We start from the raw sequence: 14,876 nt of genomic DNA, 5'->3' as shown, positions 1-14,876 counted from the left end.
ATTTTCCGGCCATGGCAAAAGACCCCCTCTACGGCCTATCCCCGGCGCCGCTCCCCTTGCAGAACGGCTAATTAGCCACTTCATAACAATCAGCGAGATCTGAGGAATACAACCGTGACCAAAATGGCCCCCGCACTGCCTATCGAAGTGGATAGCGAGACCGGCGTCTGGACGAGCGACGCACTGCCGATGCTGTATGTGCCGCGACACTTCTTTATCAACAACCATGTCGCGGTAGAAGAAGCGCTGGGTGCCGAGAAGTACGCAGAGATCCTCTACCACGCCGGTTACAAGAGTGCCTGGCACTGGTGCGAGAAAGAAGCCGAATGCCATGGGATCGAGGGCGTGGTCGTCTTCGAACATTACATGACGCGCCTCTCCCAGCGCGGCTGGGGGCTCTTCATTACCGAACACATCGACCTCGATGCCGGTACGGCAAGAGTGCGCCTGGAGCACAGTGCCTTTGTTTACCAGCTTGGCAAGACGGGAAAAAAAGAAGAGTACATGTTCACCGGCTGGTTTGCCGGGGCCATGGACCAGATTCTTGCCGCGCGTGGCAGCGACCTGCGTACCGTCGCTGAGCAGACACAGAGTGCCGCTGAGCCTGGTTGTGATGTGGGTGTCTTCAACGTTGGGCCGCTGAACGACGCCACCCGCTAACCGCGGGAATGAGGAGAGAAAATCATGGCATTTGACGCAATTTTCGAGCCGATCGAGATCGGCAAGCTGACCATTCGCAATCGCGTGGTCAGCACCGCCCACGCCGAGGTACACGCCACCGACGGGGGCATGACCACTGAGCGCTACGTCAGGTACTACGAGGAAAAGGCCAAGGGTGGCTGCGGCCTATCCATCTGCGGCGGCTCCTCGGTGGTGTCCATCGACAGCCCCCAGGGCTGGTGGAGCTCGGTCAATCTTTCCACCGACCGTATCATCCCGCACTTTCAGAATCTGGCCGACGCCGTGCACAAGCATGGCGGCAAGATCATGATCCAGATCACCCACATGGGGCGCCGCTCGCGCTGGGACGGCTTCGACTGGCCGACCTTGCTGTCGCCGTCAGGGATCCGTGAACCGGTACACCGCTCCACCTGCAAGACCATCGAAGAGGAAGAAATCTGGCGCATCATCGGCGACTTCGCTCAGGCGGCTCGCCGGGCGAAGGAAGGCGGGCTGGACGGCGTCGAGCTTTCCGCGGTGCACCAGCATCTGATCGACCAGTTCTGGAGCCCGCGGGTCAACAAGCGCGAGGACGAGTGGGGCGGCAGCTTCGAGGGGCGCATGAAGTTCGGCCTGGAGGTGCTGAAGGCCGTGCGCGCCGAGGTAGGGGATGACTTCTGCGTCGGCATGCGTATCTGCGGTGACGAGTTTCACCCGGACGGCCTCTCCCATGACGACATGAAGCAGATCGCCGCCTACTACGATGCCACCGGCCAGGTCGACTTCTTTGGCGTGATCGGCTCCGGCTGCGACACCCACAACACCCTGGCCAACGTGATCCCCAACATGTCCTACCCGCCGGAGCCTTTCCTGCACCTGGCGGCAGGGATCAAGGAAGTGGTCAGCGTGCCGGTGATCCATGCCCAGAACATCAAGGACCCCAACCAGGCCCAGCGTATTCTCGAAGGGGGCTATGTGGACCTGGTGGGCATGACCCGGGCGCATATTGCCGACCCGCACCTGATCGCCAAGATCAAGATGGGCCAGGTGGACCAGATCAAGCAGTGCGTGGGCGCCAACTACTGCATCGACCGCCAGTACCAGGGCCTGGACGTGCTGTGTATCCAGAACGCGGCGACATCGCGGGAATACATGGGCCTGCCGCATATCATCGAGAAGACCGAGGGCGCCAAGCGCAAGGTCGTAGTGGTCGGCGGTGGCCCCGGTGGCATGGAGGCCGCCCGCGTGGCCGCCGAGCGCGGCCACGATGTCACCCTGTTCGAGGCGGCTGAAGCGCTGGGTGGGCAGATCACCATTGCCGCCCAGGCCCCGCAACGCGACCAGATCGCCGGTATCACCCGCTGGTTTCAGTTGGAACTGGCTCGGCTTGACGTCGACCTGCGACTGGGCACCCGCGCCGACGAGGCGACGCTGCTCGACCTGCGTCCGGATATCGTGGTGCTGGCGACGGGCGGCCAGCCCTTCCTCAGTCAGCACCCGGAGTGGGGCTACTCTGAGGATACCGGGGAAAGCCTGGTGGTCAGCACCTGGGATGTACTCTCCGGCAAGGTGGCCCCCGGCAATAACGTGCTGATCTATGACGCCATCTGCGAATTTTCCGGTGTCTCGGCGGCGGATTTCCTTGCCGAAAAGGGTGCCAAGGTGGAGATCGTTACCGACGATATCAAGCCCGGCGCGGCGGTGGGCGGTACCACCTTCCCCACCTACTACCGCAACCTCTACGAGAAAGAGGTGATCATGTCCTCCGACCTGATGCTGCATAAGGTCTACCGTGAAGGTGACGGCCTGGTGGCGGTGCTCGAGAATGAGTACACCGGTGCTCTGGAGGAGCGCGTGGTCGATCAGGTGGTGGTGGAGAACGGCGTGCGCCCCGATGAGGCGCTCTACTACGCCCTCAAGGACCAGTCCCGCAACAAAGGCCAGGTGGACCTTGAGGCGCTCTACGCCGCCCAGGCGCAGCCCTGCCTGATGGAAGAGGGCGACGTAAATAGCGATGGCTTCCTGCTTTTCCGTCTGGGCGACTGCACGGCGCCGAGGAACACGCACGCGGCCATTTACGATGCTTTGCGAATCTGCAAGGACTTTTGACCAGAGTGAGAGCCGGGGCGCCGGGGGTAGACCGTAGCGAGGGTCTTTTGACAGGGATGTCAAAAGTAGCGCCCAGGGATGGGTTTACAGCGCCCTCGCAGAGGTCTGCCACCGGCGCCCAGCTGCCAAAGATGAGGTGAGCACCATGCTCGAAACGCTCTTGCCGATACTGATTTTTACTGCCCTGGCCCTGGCGGTGATCGGCGCCTTGCGCCGTATACGCCTGTGGCGTCAGGGGCGGTCGTCGCACGTTAATCTGTTCAAGGGGCTGGCGGCGTTGCCGCGCCGTTACCTGGTGGACCTGCACCATGTCGTCGCCCGCGACAAAATGATCTCCAATACCCACGTGGCCACCGCTGGTGGCTTCGTGGCCGCCGCCGTGCTGATGATCCTGGTGCATGGCCTGGGTATCGCCAGCCCGCTGCTGGGTGGGTTACTGCTGCTTGCCAGTGCCTCCATGTTCGTTGGCAGCCTCTTCGTGGCGCGGCGGCGTATCAATCCTCCGGCGCGCCTCTCCAAAGGCCCCTGGATGCGCCTGCCCAAGAGCCTGATGGCGTTTTCGGTTAGCGTCTTCCTGATCACCTTGCCCACGGTGGGCCTGCTACCCGAAGGCTTGCTTGAAGGAAGCGCTAGTTGGTTCCTTGTGGTGGTGCTGGTTGGCTTAGTGGCCTGGGGCCTGGGCGAAATGTTCTTCGGCATGACCTGGGGCGGGCCCATGAAGCACGCCTTTGCAGGCGCCTTGCATCTGGCTTTCCACCGTCGGCCGGAGCGCTTTTCAACCAAGAAAGGGGGCGGCGGCCGTTCAACGGGCCTCAAGGCGCTGAACCTGGAGGACGAGGCAGCGCCACTAGGCGTGGAAAAGCCCGCCGATTTCACCTGGAATCAGCTGCTGGGATTTGATGCCTGTGTGCAGTGTGGCCGCTGCGAGGCGGCGTGTCCGGCCCTAGCTGCAGGCCAGCCGCTTAACCCCAAGAAACTGATTCAGGACATGGTCGTCGGCATGGCCGGTGGCAGTGATGCCAAATACGCTGGCACGCCTTACCCCGGCAAGCCGGTGGGTGAGCACCAAGGTACCCCCCATGGGCCGATCGTGGCCCCTGCCGCATTGCCGGAGGGGGCGTCGCTGGTGGACGCCGAGACGCTGTGGTCGTGTACGACATGCCGCGCCTGTGTCGAAGAGTGCCCGATGATGATCGAGCACGTGGATGCGATTGTCGATATGCGCCGCCACCTGACGTTAGAACGAGGCAAGACCCCCAACAAGGGCGCCGAAGTGCTCGACAATCTGATTGCCACCGACAATCTCGGCGGTTTTGATCCCGGCTCACGGCTCAACTGGGCAGCGGATCTCAACCTCCCTCGCATCGCAGACCTCCAACAGGTCGATGTGCTGTTGTGGCTGGGTGACGGCAGCTTCGACATGCGTAATCAGCGCACCCTGCGTGCACTGGTCAAGGTGCTGCGCGCCGCCGAGGTGGATTTCGCGGTCCTGGGAGACGAAGAGCGTGACAGCGGTGACGTGGCACGGCGTCTGGGCGACGAAGCAACGTTCCAGTCCCTGGCAAAGCGCAATATCGCCACACTTTCCAAGTACCGCTTCCAGCAGATCGTCACCTGTGACCCCCACAGCTTTCATGTGTTGGGCAACGAGTATGGCGAGCTGGGTGGCGTCTATGAGGTACGTCATCACAGCACCTTCATTGCGGAATTGTATGACGCGGGTCGGCTGACCTTCTCCCCCTGGAAGGGTGGCAGCGTCACCTATCACGACCCCTGTTACCTGGGGCGCTATAACGGCGAGTTTGAGGCGCCCCGCAACGTGCTCAAGGCGCTGGGCATCGAGGTCAAGGAGATGGAACGTTCCGGTTCCCGCTCGCGCTGCTGCGGCGGCGGTGGCGGCGCGCCCATTACCGATATTCCCGGCAAGCAGCGGATTCCCGACATGCGCATGAATGACGTCAAGGAAAGCGGCGCCGAGTTGGTCGCGGTGGGCTGCCCCCAGTGCACGGCGATGCTTGAGGGCGTGGTGGATACCAGCGCCGAGGTGCGCGATATCGCTGAACTCGTGGCCGATGCCCTGGTGGAGCGCCCCGCCGGGGAGGCGTCAGGCGCGTCACGCCAGCCCGCTGCAACGCCGACAGCTGAAGAGGTGATCGTATGAGTGAGACTATTCGCCGCGATCCGCGTCGTGAGTGGATCGCCCGCAACCGTCTGCATCCCGAGCATGCCAGTGTGCTGCTCGAGATGGGCAACGCAACGCTCAGCGAGTGGCCGGGGCCCAACGGAGTGGTGCGCAAGAACCCCCGTGCAGTGGGCTTTATCGGCCCCAATGGCATCAAGCGTATTGACCGTAGCGGCCTTCAGCAAGGCGGGCAGGCCGCCGCGACAACAGCGGCGCCTCAAGACAGCCGCCGAACAGTGACCATTGAAGATCCCGCCTTCCTGGTGGCCGTGGTGCCTGATATGACCGGCGGGCGACTGTCAGGTCACGATAAGGACCTGCTGGGGCTGGCCCGGCAAATGGCGGATGCCGATGGCGAGCATCCCGGCGCCGTGGTGGCGATTGTGTTTGGCGAGCATAAAGAAGCGGCAATGGGCGACGCCGGTATTGATCGCGTGGTGCACCTGGATGACGAGGTCTACACGGGCTTTGCCCCGGAGGCGCGGCTGGCGGCCTTGAGTGCCGTAGAGCGGGAGATGGCACCCCGCTTCTGGCTGGTGCCCGACTCACTGCTCGGTGGCGGCGAGCAGGGGCGGCGCCTGGCCGTGCGGCTGGGCGAGCGTCCAGCGACCCAGGTCTGGCAGGTCGAGGCGGATGAGCATAGCGCCACCGGGTGGCGTTGTACGGCACGCGGTGCCGCGGGGACGCGCGATATTACCCGCCACCTGCCACGCGTCGTGCTGGCGCTGGCGGAGTGCGCCGAGCCGGTCAGCGAGACCCGCCATGCCGCCCAGCCGGTCGAGCTGAACCAGCCGCTGCCCGACGTGCTGGGGCGCATCGAGGACATGGGCGAAGTCCCTGTCGATCCCGCCAGCGTGTCACTGGCAGAGGCGGAATTCATTCTGTCGGCCGGGAATGGTGTCAAGGATTGGGAGGGCTACCACCACGCCGCCCAGGTGCTCGGTGCGGCCAAGGGAGCATCGCGCGTCGCCGTGGACGATGGATTCATGGCCCGCGATCGTCAGGTAGGCGCATCGGGCACCTGGGTGTCCGCGCGCGTCTATGTGGCGGTGGGCATTTCGGGGGCCATACAGCACCTCCAGGGTATTCAGACCTGCGAGAAGGTCGTTGCCATTAACCTGGACGAGCGGTGCGATATGGTCAAGCGCGCCGATCTCGCCGTCATCGGCGACGCCGGCGACATCCTCGCCGCGCTGGTCGCACGTGTCGAGCGTTATCGAGAACAGCAGCAGGAGAATCGCGATGCCGCATAACGTCAACACATTGAATGACGCTGAGCTCAGCGTTGCTGTTCTGGTGTCGGTGGGGCGTCATCCGCTGACCGGGCGGGCGCGGCGTGCCGACCATGATGCCCGCGCGGTGGAAATGGCACTGTCCCTGGGTGACGCGAGCGTTCAGCTCATGCATGCAGGCGATGGTGGTGAAGCCTGCGGGGACGCCATGCGTGGCTATCTGGGGATGGGCATCAGCAGGGTCAAACGCATTAATCAGGACCCGGACGCGGATGTCGTTCCGGCCTTGGCCAACATACTGCGCTTCGCCACGCCGCAGCTGGTGCTGACGGGGACGCGCGCCGAGACCGGAGAGGGCTCGGGCCTGGTGCCCTATCTGCTGGCCGAGACACTCGGCTGGACGGTGGTCAGTGGCCTGGCGGAAATCGAAAGCATCGAGCAGGGGGTCGCCACGGTGCTGCAGGCCCTGCCACGTGGCAAACGCCGCCGCCTGAAGGTACGCTTACCGGCCATCGCTACGGTGGATAGCAGTGCCCCGGCCGCGCGCCAGAGCGCCTTCGGCCCGGCACGACGCGGTGAATTGGCGGATTGTGCCTGCGCCAGCGTGACCGATGAACTGCAAACCCAGTGGCGTGTGCAGCCCGCACGCAAGCGGCCCAAACGGCTAAAAATCGTCAAGTCAGCCTCGGCGCGTGACCGTTTCAAGGCAGCGGCGGCCAAGGCCGACAGCGGCGGCGGACAACTGTTGAACGATGTGACACCCGAACAGGGCGCCGAGGCGATTTTCACGCTACTCAAGGAGGAAGGCGTGCTGCGCTGAGGTGCCTTGATCACACTGTATCCAATCGCCTTTTAAGCTCGCCCTCGCGGCGGGCTTTTTCATGGCTGGGCGGGCTATTTACCAACCCAGCCCGGATACAGCTCAAGGCGCTGGCGTTCCAGGTGCAAGCCGCGCCAGGCGTGCAGCACCAGCACCGTGATCACGACCGCCCCTCCCATGAGCGTCGAGGCGCCAGGCGTCTCGCCCAATAGCCACCACACCCACAGCGTGCCCAGTGCGGTTTCGACCAGGTAGAACAGTGCCACCTCCGTCGATGGCAGGTAGCGGGTGGCGCTGTTGATCAGCACCGTGGCCAGGGGCATCTGTATCAGCCCCATCAACGCCAGTACGCCATAGCGTTCGGCGTCCAGGGTCAGCGGTGACGCCATGGGCAGGGCAATGGCCGCCGAAAGCAGACCGCCGCCAGCGACCACCGTCATGGTGTCAATCGCTGGATAGCGGCGCAGCAGCGTCAGGTTACCGCCAATGGCCGCCGCTGCCGCCAGGGCGTAAAGGTTGCCTGCCAGCATTCCCATGGCCCCGTCGCCCATGAAGACCAGGCTCATGCCCAGCATGCAGACGGCAATGGCCACCAGGGTTCGCAGCGCGACGCTTTCGCCCAGAAAAATCCGCGAGAACAGCGCGGCAAACAGCGGCGCGGTACTCAGGATCACCACCACGTTGGCCACCTTGGCGTTCATGACCGCCAGCACAAACAGGCTGGATATCAGCCCCAGCAACAGGGCGGAGGCCAGTGAGGAAACCGGGTGACGGCTCAGCATCGCCAGCCGCTTGCCTGCCCAGCACACAAGCCCCAGCACGCAGCACATCAATAACCCGCGCCAGAACACGATGGTCCAGCCGTCTGTGCGTGCCAGGCGTATCAGCAAACCGTCGAAACTGAGAAACACTACGCCCAGCACCACCATGACGAGACCACGCTGGTAATGACTAGTCGGCATTGTCGGACTCCCGGCCGTGAATACAAAGAGGACCGCCCACCGGTCAGGTGGGTGGTTGGGGCATTCAGGCGGGCCAAAGGTCTTTGGCTCGCCTGATTTTCCTGTGCCTAGGGGATGTCGACCTTGGCCGCAGGCGCCGCAGCGGCGTTCTGGGGGCGGGGGCGCACCACCCGGTAGCCGACGGCACCGGCAAGCAGCAGCATACCGCCGCAGCCGACTGCCAGCAGGTAGCCACCCTGCACCGCCCCGGCGGAGAGCCCGAAGCGCTCGGCGTAGCCCGCCAGGGTGACCGCGTATTGTTGCCACAAGAACAGCCCGATGGCGATCCCCGAGAGCATGGTGCATAGCGCGATCCACCGGGTGCCGGACACCCAGCCGCTCAGTGCCCGGGCATCGAATTCATGCAGGAATGCCCGGTAGTCTGCCTCGGGCTGGCTGACGCGGGTCAGGGTGGAGGCAAGCACGATAGCTGCCAGTGCCATCAGTGTGCTCAACAGCACCGGGTGCAGGTAAACCGGCAGGCTGACCCACTCGGCCTGCACCATCAGCGACAGGGCCAGGTTGCCGACAAACCCCACCGCCAGGCCCCAGCTGGCCCCGGCGGCGGTAATCCGCCGACTCCAGATGCTCATCAGGGCCACCGGCCCCCAGGAGGAGGCAAACAGCGTGGCGGCAAACCAGACCACCGCCATCACCGCCGGTGGCTGGAAGAGCGCCAGCAGCAGCGCGATCAGTCCCGCTGCAAGTACCGCGATCCGGCTCTTGCGCAAGGCCGACTTTTCGTTCAGCGAGGCGGGCAGAATATCGTTGGAAAGGCTAAAGCCGATGATCGACAGGAACGTCGAGCAGGACGACAGTCCGGCCGCGAATACCCCGGTCAGAATGACCACCCCAAGCCAGGCGGGCAGGATATTGAGCGCCACCCAGACCATGGAGCGTTCAGGGTCGAGGGTCGGGTCGTAGAGGTTGATCGCCGCACCGGTCATCATCATCAGCGCATAGAAGACGCCGAGCGCCACCGCCGTCAGCATGGCCGAGCGCATCACCACGTGCTCGTTACGTGCCATCAGGTAGCGGCTGGACTGCCAGGGACTGGCCGCCAGCACCGCCGCCCAGACGAGGCCCAGGGTCAACCCCCAGACGAGCGCCTCGCCGGGGGAGGAGAAGCTGGCATCAGGTCCTTCGATCACCCCGTGCCACAGGGCAATGCCAGGCTTGTCGGTCTGGCTCAGCAGGCCCTCGACAACGCCGCTCCAGCCCCCCAGGTCGTGGATCACGTAGAGCGACCCACCCACTGCGGCCAGCGAGAAGATCACGAACATGACGGTGTCGGTCAACATCACACCGGGCGAGCCCGAATACAGAATAAAACCGGTGTAGGTCGCCCACACCAGCACCAGCCCCACCCAGTAGGGCATGCCGGTCAGCTCGGCGAACATGATGCCCGCACCCTGCATGACCCCCAGCAGGTACGCGCCCAGGCCGAACACCGTGGTAAGCCCGGCAATGACCTGAACGCGCCTAGAGGCAAAGCGTTTGCCAAAAAACTCCGGCACGGTCTTGGCGCCGCTGCGGCGCAGGTAACGGCCGAACACCAGCGCGCCCAGCAGGCAGCCCGAGGTGCTCACCGCGGCAAAAATCAGCATGACGAACGGGTAGCCCTGGTAGGCAAAGCCCGTTTCGCCGAGAAAGGCGCTGGTACTCAGGTAGCTGGCCACCAGCGTGCCCAGGATAAAGAAGGTAGGCGCATTGCGACCGGCGACCAGATAGTCATCCAGCCCCTTGACGCGTCGTCCGGCCAGATGGCCGATGACAAAATAGCCGACCAGGCTCAACATTATTGCGGTGGTATAAATCATGAGCATAACCATGGGGTTGTTGACATTGTTCGGGCATGATGCAGCGCTTTGTCGGCGCGCTCATTGTTGCCAGCGGCACCCAATGCAGCAATAACGACACGCGCATAAAAGGGGCGCCATGATAATGGCGCCCCGATAACAGCAGAGTGTCGATCAGCGCGCCGGTGTGGGCACGGCGTTGAGCTCTCGCCACTCCTTGTGCAGCCCCATGTAAAGGCTGAAACACATCACCAGCAGCACCAGCGTGAAGGGCAGCCCGGTGGCCACCGCGCCTGCCTGCAGCGCGCTGAGTGCCGTGTTGCCGCCGCCGTACAGCAGCACGCCGGCAATCACGCCCTCAAGCGCGGCCCAGAATACCCGCTGGCCCTTGGGCGCATCGGTCTTGCCACCGGCGGTGATGTTGTCGATCACCAGCGAGCCGGAGTCCGACGAGGTGATGAAGAATACCAGCACCAGAATGATCGCCAGCGTCGAGGTAATGCCGGTCAGGGGCAACTGCTCCAGCATGTGGAACATGGCCAGCGAAACGTCGCCAATGCCGTTGGCCAGCTCGCCCACGCCGTTGGAGGCCTGGAAAAGCGCCGTGCCGCCAAAGGCGCTCATCCACACCAGGGTGACCAGCGTCGGCACCAGCAGCACCGCGATCAGGAACTCGCGCACCGTGCGTCCCTTGGAAACGCGGGCGATGAACATGCCGACGAACGGCGACCAGGAGATCCACCACGCCCAGTAGAAGATCGTCCAGCCGTGGTACCAGGTATCGTCTTCGCGGCCAATCCAGTTGGACAGCGGCAGCAGATGGCCCACGTAGTCCAGCGCCGTGGTGCCGATCCCGGTCACGATCATCAGCGTCGGCCCGGCGATCACCACAAACAGCAACAGCAGTGCCGCGATGACCATGTTGATGTTCGAGAACAGCTTGACGCCGCCGTCGATGCCCCGCCATACCGAGAACAGCGCAATCACCGTCACGGCCACGATAATCGCCAGCTGGGTACCGATGGTGTTGGGAATGCCGAACAGGTAGGCCAGTCCACCGGCGGCCTGGGTGGCGCCAAAGCCCAGCGAGGTGGCCAGGCCGAAGATGGTGGCCAACACGGCAAAGATGTCGATGATGTGTCCCGCCCAGCCCCGGGCCCGCTCGCCCAGAATCGGGTAGAAGGCGGAGCGCAGCGTCAGCGGCATCCCCTTGTTATAGGCAAAGAAGGCCAGGGAAAGGGCCACCACGCCGTAGATCGCCCAGGGATGCAGGCCCCAATGGAACATGGTCGCCCCCATGGCGGCGCTGGCGCCCATCGGCGTCCCCGCGGGTGCATTCAGGGGCGTGCCGTACCAGTCGGTGTAGTAGGCCACGGGCTCGGCTACGCTCCAGAACATCAGGCCGATGCCCATGCCCGCCGCAAACAGCATGGCGAACCAGGAGGTGAGCGAGTATTCCGGCTTGGCGTCCTTGCCGCCCAGGCGAATCCGCCCCAGCGGCAGGCAGATAAGCACCAGGCAGAACACGACAAAGATATTGCCCGCGATCATGAACAGCCAGTCGAAGTGCTCGATCGACCAGTTCTTGGCAAGCCCCAGGTGGCTATTGGCAGCATCCGGGTAGATGAGCGCGTAAAGAATGAAGGCCAGAATGGCCAGCGCCGACAGCGGGAAAACCGGATTATGAAAATCCAGCCCCATTATCTGAGTGTTGTCCTGTCCGGGCGACAGGACCGGGTCGTCATTGTTGTTCATCAGGGTTCCTTGGTGGCTCTTGTTAGGCGTCGGTGAGGTGTCCGCGTCACCGACCCTGCAAATTGTTGGGCCTGTTTCAGAACAACAGTGTCGTGAAAGCGACCTCCATCTATCCGTCCTGACGGGGATGTCTCGAATAGATATGTGAATGCCTTTGCTGAGCAAGTTCCGGAAGGTGGAGGAGATAGGCTGGATAAGCGCAATTCACTCTATCGAGCAGAATAATAATCCACAGGAGCCAGCCATGAATGCAGCCAATCGCGGAGTCGTCTACAAGGGGCCGGGTGAGGTCGCCGTTGAGTCTATCGCTTATCCCGAACTTGCCCTTGGCAATCGCAAGTGCGAGCACGGCGTGATTCTCAAGGTCGTCACCACCAATATCTGCGGCAGCGATCAGCATATGGTTCGCGGCCGCACCACTGCCCAGCCTGGCCTGGTGCTCGGCCACGAAATCACCGGCATGGTGGTCGAGGCCGGTCGCGACGTTGAATTTATCAAGCCGGGCGATCTGGTCTCGGTGCCGTTCAATATTGCCTGTGGCCGCTGCCGCAACTGCAAGTCCGGCCAGACCGGCATCTGCCTCAACGTCAATCCATCGCGTCCCGGCGCCGCCTATGGCTACGTGGACATGGGCGGCTGGGTCGGCGGACAGACCGAATACGTGATGGTGCCCTATGCCGATTTTAATCTGCTGAAGTTCCCGGATGCCGATCAGGCCATGGAGAAGATCAAGGACCTGACCCTGCTCTCCGATATCTTCCCCACCGGCTTCCACGGCTGTGTGACCGCCGGTGTCGGCCCAGGCAGCACCGTCTATATCGCCGGAGCGGGTCCCGTCGGGCTGGCGGCGGCGGTTTCCGCCCAGCTGCTGGGCGCTGCCTGCGTGATCGTCGGCGACATGATCGAAGAGCGCCTGGCCCAGGCCCGCAGCTTTGGCTGCGAGACCATCGACCTGACCCAGGAAGGCGACATGGCAGACAAGATCGAGGTGATTCTTGGCGAGCGTGAAGTCGATGCCTTCGTCGACTGCGTCGGCTTCGAGGCCCACGCCTGCGGCTGCAACCATGGCAAGGAAGCGCCTGCCACGGTGCTCAACTCGGCAATGTCGCTGACCCGCGCGGGCGGCCAGATCGGCATTCCCGGCCTCTACGTGACCGAAGACCCCGGTTCTGAGGACAAGGCGGCCCAGCAGGGTGCTTTGAGCATGCGCTTTGGCCTCGGCTGGGCCAAGTCCCACAGCTTCCATACCGGCCAGTGTCCGGTGATGAAGTACCATCGCCCGCTGATGCAGGCTATCCTGTTTGGCAAGGTCAACATCGCCGATGCGGTCAATGTCCAGATGATCAACCTGGATCAGGCGCCCCAGGGCTATGCCGACTTCGACGGTGGCGCAGCCAAGAAATTCGTCATTGATCCCCATGGCAGTGTGGCCTGAGAACGCGTTGACTGAGCCGCTGATGAACGCAATAGCTGCGAAACAGACCGCCGCTGCCTGAAAGCGGGGGTGTGATAGACAGTACCGCCCTAGACGGTGCCCGCAGGGTGCCGTCTTTGTGCATTCGGCACCATCCCTATCAAGATAATAATGAGTAACCCATGACCGTCCAGACCGTGACCCCCAAGCGCCGCTTCCGTGGCAAGCCCCGTGGCCGTGATCTCGATCCCAGTCTCCTTGAGGGGTTGCGTGACCTATTGGGCGACGAACGCAAGGATGCCACGCTGCGCCGCCGGGACCTGCTGATCGAACACCTGCATGCCATACAGGACGCTCGGGGCCATCTGCTGCTGGCGGAGCTGCGTGCCCTGGCGACCTACATGAACTTGCCCATGGCGGCCGTCTACGAGACCGCTACCTTCTATGCCCACTTCGATGTCATTCACGATGACCAGCTGCCGCCACCGGCGGTGACCATCCGTGTTTGCGACTCTCTCGCCTGCCAGTTGGCTGGCGCCGAGGCGCTGAAAGCACAGTTGGAAGCCAGCATGGATATCGAGCAGGTACGTGTTCTCAGAGCGCCCTGCATGGGGCGCTGCGACACGGCGCCGGTGGCCGAGGTGGGGCATCATCATGTGTTGTCTGCCACCCAGGCGCGCGTCGCGTCGGTGATTGAGGAAGGGCACTTCCATCCCGAGCCCGTCAACTGGCAGCGCCTTGACGACTATCACGGCGGGGGTGGCCTGGCATTGCTTCAGGCCTGCCGTGCAGGCGATGTCACGGTAGACGAACTGATGGAGGCGATGCAGCAGGCCAATCTGCGTGGCCTGGGCGGCGCAGGCTTTCCGACCTTCAAGAAGTGGTACTTCGTGCGCCAGGAGGCCGGGCCCCGCTATTGCGCCATCAACGCTGACGAGGGCGAGCCCGGTACCTTCAAGGATCGCTATTACCTGGAGCGCTCGCCGCACCAGTTTCTGGAAGGGGCGCTGGTCAGCGCCTGGGCGGTCGACGCCGAGGCGCTGTATATCTACCTGCGCGATGAGTACCCGGCCTTGCATGGCGTGCTGCGCGAGGCCATTGGCGAGCTGGAGGCCGCGGGTCTGGTGGCACCTGGCTATATCGTGCTGCGCCGCGGCGCGGGCGCTTATATCTGCGGCGAAGAGTCGGCGATGATCGAGTCCCTGGAGGGCAAGCCGGGCAAACCCCGCCACCGCCCGCCGTTCGTGGCCCAGAAGGGGCTCTTTGACCGACCAACGCTGGTCAATAATGTCGAGACCGTCTACTGGATTCCGCTGATCTGGCAGCGTGGTGCCGAGGCGTTTTCCAGCCAGGGCCGACACGGCCGTGTCGGGCTGCGCAGTTTCTCGGTCTCGGGCCGGGTCAAGCGCCCCGGCGTGCATTTGGCACCGGCGGGGATCACCCTCAACGAGTTGGTCGAGGAGTACTGCGGGGGCATGGCCGATGGCCATCGCCTGGTGGCCTATCTGCCCGGTGGCGCCTCTGGCGGTATCCTGCCCGCGTCGAAGGCCGATGTTCCCCTGGACTTCGACACCCTCCAGGAGCACGGCGGTTTTATCGGCTCGGCGGCGGTCATGGTGCTGTCCGACCAGGACGACCTGCGTGCGGTGGCCACCAACCTGCTGGCCTTTTTTGCCGATGAGTCCTGCGGCCAGTGTACCCCCTGCCGGGTAGGCACCGAGAAGATGCTGACCCTGCTCGAGGGTGACGAATGGGACGCCGCGGTATTGACGCGTCTTTCCCAGGTGATGATGGATGCCTCCATTTGTGGCCTCGGCCAGGCGGCCCCCAACCCTGTGCTTGGGCTGCTCAAGGATTTCCGCGGCGAGCTGGCCGCCCAGAATGTGATTATCAAGGGGTAAGGG

10 protein-coding genes are annotated in these 14,876 nt (G+C 63.6%); 7 read left to right on the top strand and 3 right to left on the bottom strand.

The window, feature by feature from the left end; translation table 11 throughout:
* Positions 1 to 114 precede the first annotated feature (114 nt).
* The 5 genes from IT895_RS16725 to etfB all read left to right on the top strand — a co-directional run bounded on the left by IT895_RS16725 (position 115) and on the right by etfB (position 7,003).
* Positions 115 to 660, top strand: a complete 546-nt coding sequence (locus IT895_RS16725) for a DUF5943 domain-containing protein (RefSeq protein WP_199284114.1) — start codon at positions 115 to 117, stop codon at positions 658 to 660.
* 24 nt (positions 661 to 684) lie between these two features.
* Positions 685 to 2,769, top strand: coding sequence for a dimethylglycine demethylation protein DgcA (gene dgcA, locus IT895_RS16720; RefSeq protein ID WP_199284113.1), 2,085 nt, complete (start codon positions 685 to 687; stop codon positions 2,767 to 2,769).
* Positions 2,770 to 2,914: 145 nt separating this feature from the next.
* Entirely contained in the window at positions 2,915 to 4,930 is a 2,016-nt protein-coding gene (locus IT895_RS16715; protein ID WP_199284112.1) for a (Fe-S)-binding protein, read from the top strand.
* Positions 4,927 to 6,204, top strand: a complete 1,278-nt coding sequence (etfA, locus tag IT895_RS16710) for an electron transfer flavoprotein subunit alpha (protein ID WP_199284111.1) — start codon at positions 4,927 to 4,929, stop codon at positions 6,202 to 6,204. Before IT895_RS16715 ends, etfA begins: the two co-directional genes overlap by 4 nt.
* Positions 6,194 to 7,003, top strand: a complete 810-nt coding sequence (gene etfB / locus IT895_RS16705; RefSeq protein ID WP_199284110.1) for an electron transfer flavoprotein subunit beta — start codon at positions 6,194 to 6,196, stop codon at positions 7,001 to 7,003. Before etfA ends, etfB begins: the two co-directional genes overlap by 11 nt.
* A 74-nt stretch (positions 7,004 to 7,077) precedes the next feature.
* Here the strand turns inward: etfB and IT895_RS16700 are convergent, their stop codons facing one another.
* The 3 genes from IT895_RS16700 to IT895_RS16690 form a co-directional block, all read right to left on the bottom strand.
* Positions 7,078 to 7,965, bottom strand: coding sequence for a DMT family transporter (locus IT895_RS16700; protein WP_199284109.1), 888 nt, complete (start codon positions 7,963 to 7,965; stop codon positions 7,078 to 7,080).
* A 107-nt stretch (positions 7,966 to 8,072) separates the two neighbouring features.
* Positions 8,073 to 9,824, bottom strand: coding sequence for a sodium:solute symporter family protein (locus IT895_RS16695; RefSeq protein WP_199284108.1), 1,752 nt, complete (start codon positions 9,822 to 9,824; stop codon positions 8,073 to 8,075).
* A 153-nt stretch (positions 9,825 to 9,977) separates the two neighbouring features.
* On the bottom strand, positions 9,978 to 11,558 hold the full coding sequence (locus IT895_RS16690) for a BCCT family transporter (RefSeq protein WP_199284107.1): 1,581 nt from the start codon (positions 11,556 to 11,558) through the stop codon (positions 9,978 to 9,980).
* Positions 11,559 to 11,802: 244 nt separating this feature from the next.
* Between IT895_RS16690 and fdhA the strand changes: the two genes are divergently transcribed.
* Together fdhA and IT895_RS16680 are read left to right on the top strand one after the other, a co-directional pair.
* Complete coding sequence (gene fdhA, locus IT895_RS16685) at positions 11,803 to 12,993, top strand: formaldehyde dehydrogenase, glutathione-independent (RefSeq protein WP_199284106.1); 1,191 nt, start codon at positions 11,803 to 11,805, stop codon at positions 12,991 to 12,993.
* Positions 12,994 to 13,154: 161 nt separating this feature from the next.
* Positions 13,155 to 14,873 carry an NAD(P)H-dependent oxidoreductase subunit E gene (locus tag IT895_RS16680; protein ID WP_199284105.1) on the top strand — a complete coding sequence of 573 codons (1,719 nt, stop codon included), beginning with the start codon at positions 13,155 to 13,157 and terminating at the stop codon, positions 14,871 to 14,873.
* Positions 14,874 to 14,876 lie beyond the last annotated feature (3 nt).

Origin of the sequence: Halomonas sp. A40-4, assembly GCF_015767635.1 — a bacterium.
Taxonomy (GTDB): domain Bacteria; phylum Pseudomonadota; class Gammaproteobacteria; order Pseudomonadales; family Halomonadaceae; genus Vreelandella; species Vreelandella janggokensis.
Note: the sequence above shows the minus strand (reverse complement) of the source record. Positions and strands in the feature narration are given on the sequence as shown.

What these genes read in the sequence shown, in the direction of transcription:
- dgcA (WP_199284113.1), top strand. Translation starts at nt 685, where the DNA reads ATGGCATTTGACGCAATTTTCGAGCCGATCGAGATCGGCAAGCTGACC.
- IT895_RS16715 (WP_199284112.1), top strand. Translation starts at nt 2,915, where the DNA reads ATGCTCGAAACGCTCTTGCCGATACTGATTTTTACTGCCCTGGCCCTG.
- etfA (WP_199284111.1), top strand. Translation starts at nt 4,927, where the DNA reads ATGAGTGAGACTATTCGCCGCGATCCGCGTCGTGAGTGGATCGCCCGC.
- etfB (WP_199284110.1), top strand. Translation starts at nt 6,194, where the DNA reads ATGCCGCATAACGTCAACACATTGAATGACGCTGAGCTCAGCGTTGCT.
- IT895_RS16700 (WP_199284109.1), bottom strand. Translation starts at nt 7,965, where the DNA reads ATGCCGACTAGTCATTACCAGCGTGGTCTCGTCATGGTGGTGCTGGGC.
- IT895_RS16695 (WP_199284108.1), bottom strand. Translation starts at nt 9,824, where the DNA reads ATGATTTATACCACCGCAATAATGTTGAGCCTGGTCGGCTATTTTGTC.
- IT895_RS16690 (WP_199284107.1), bottom strand. Translation starts at nt 11,558, where the DNA reads ATGAACAACAATGACGACCCGGTCCTGTCGCCCGGACAGGACAACACT.
- fdhA (WP_199284106.1), top strand. Translation starts at nt 11,803, where the DNA reads ATGAATGCAGCCAATCGCGGAGTCGTCTACAAGGGGCCGGGTGAGGTC.
- IT895_RS16680 (WP_199284105.1), top strand. Translation starts at nt 13,155, where the DNA reads ATGACCGTCCAGACCGTGACCCCCAAGCGCCGCTTCCGTGGCAAGCCC.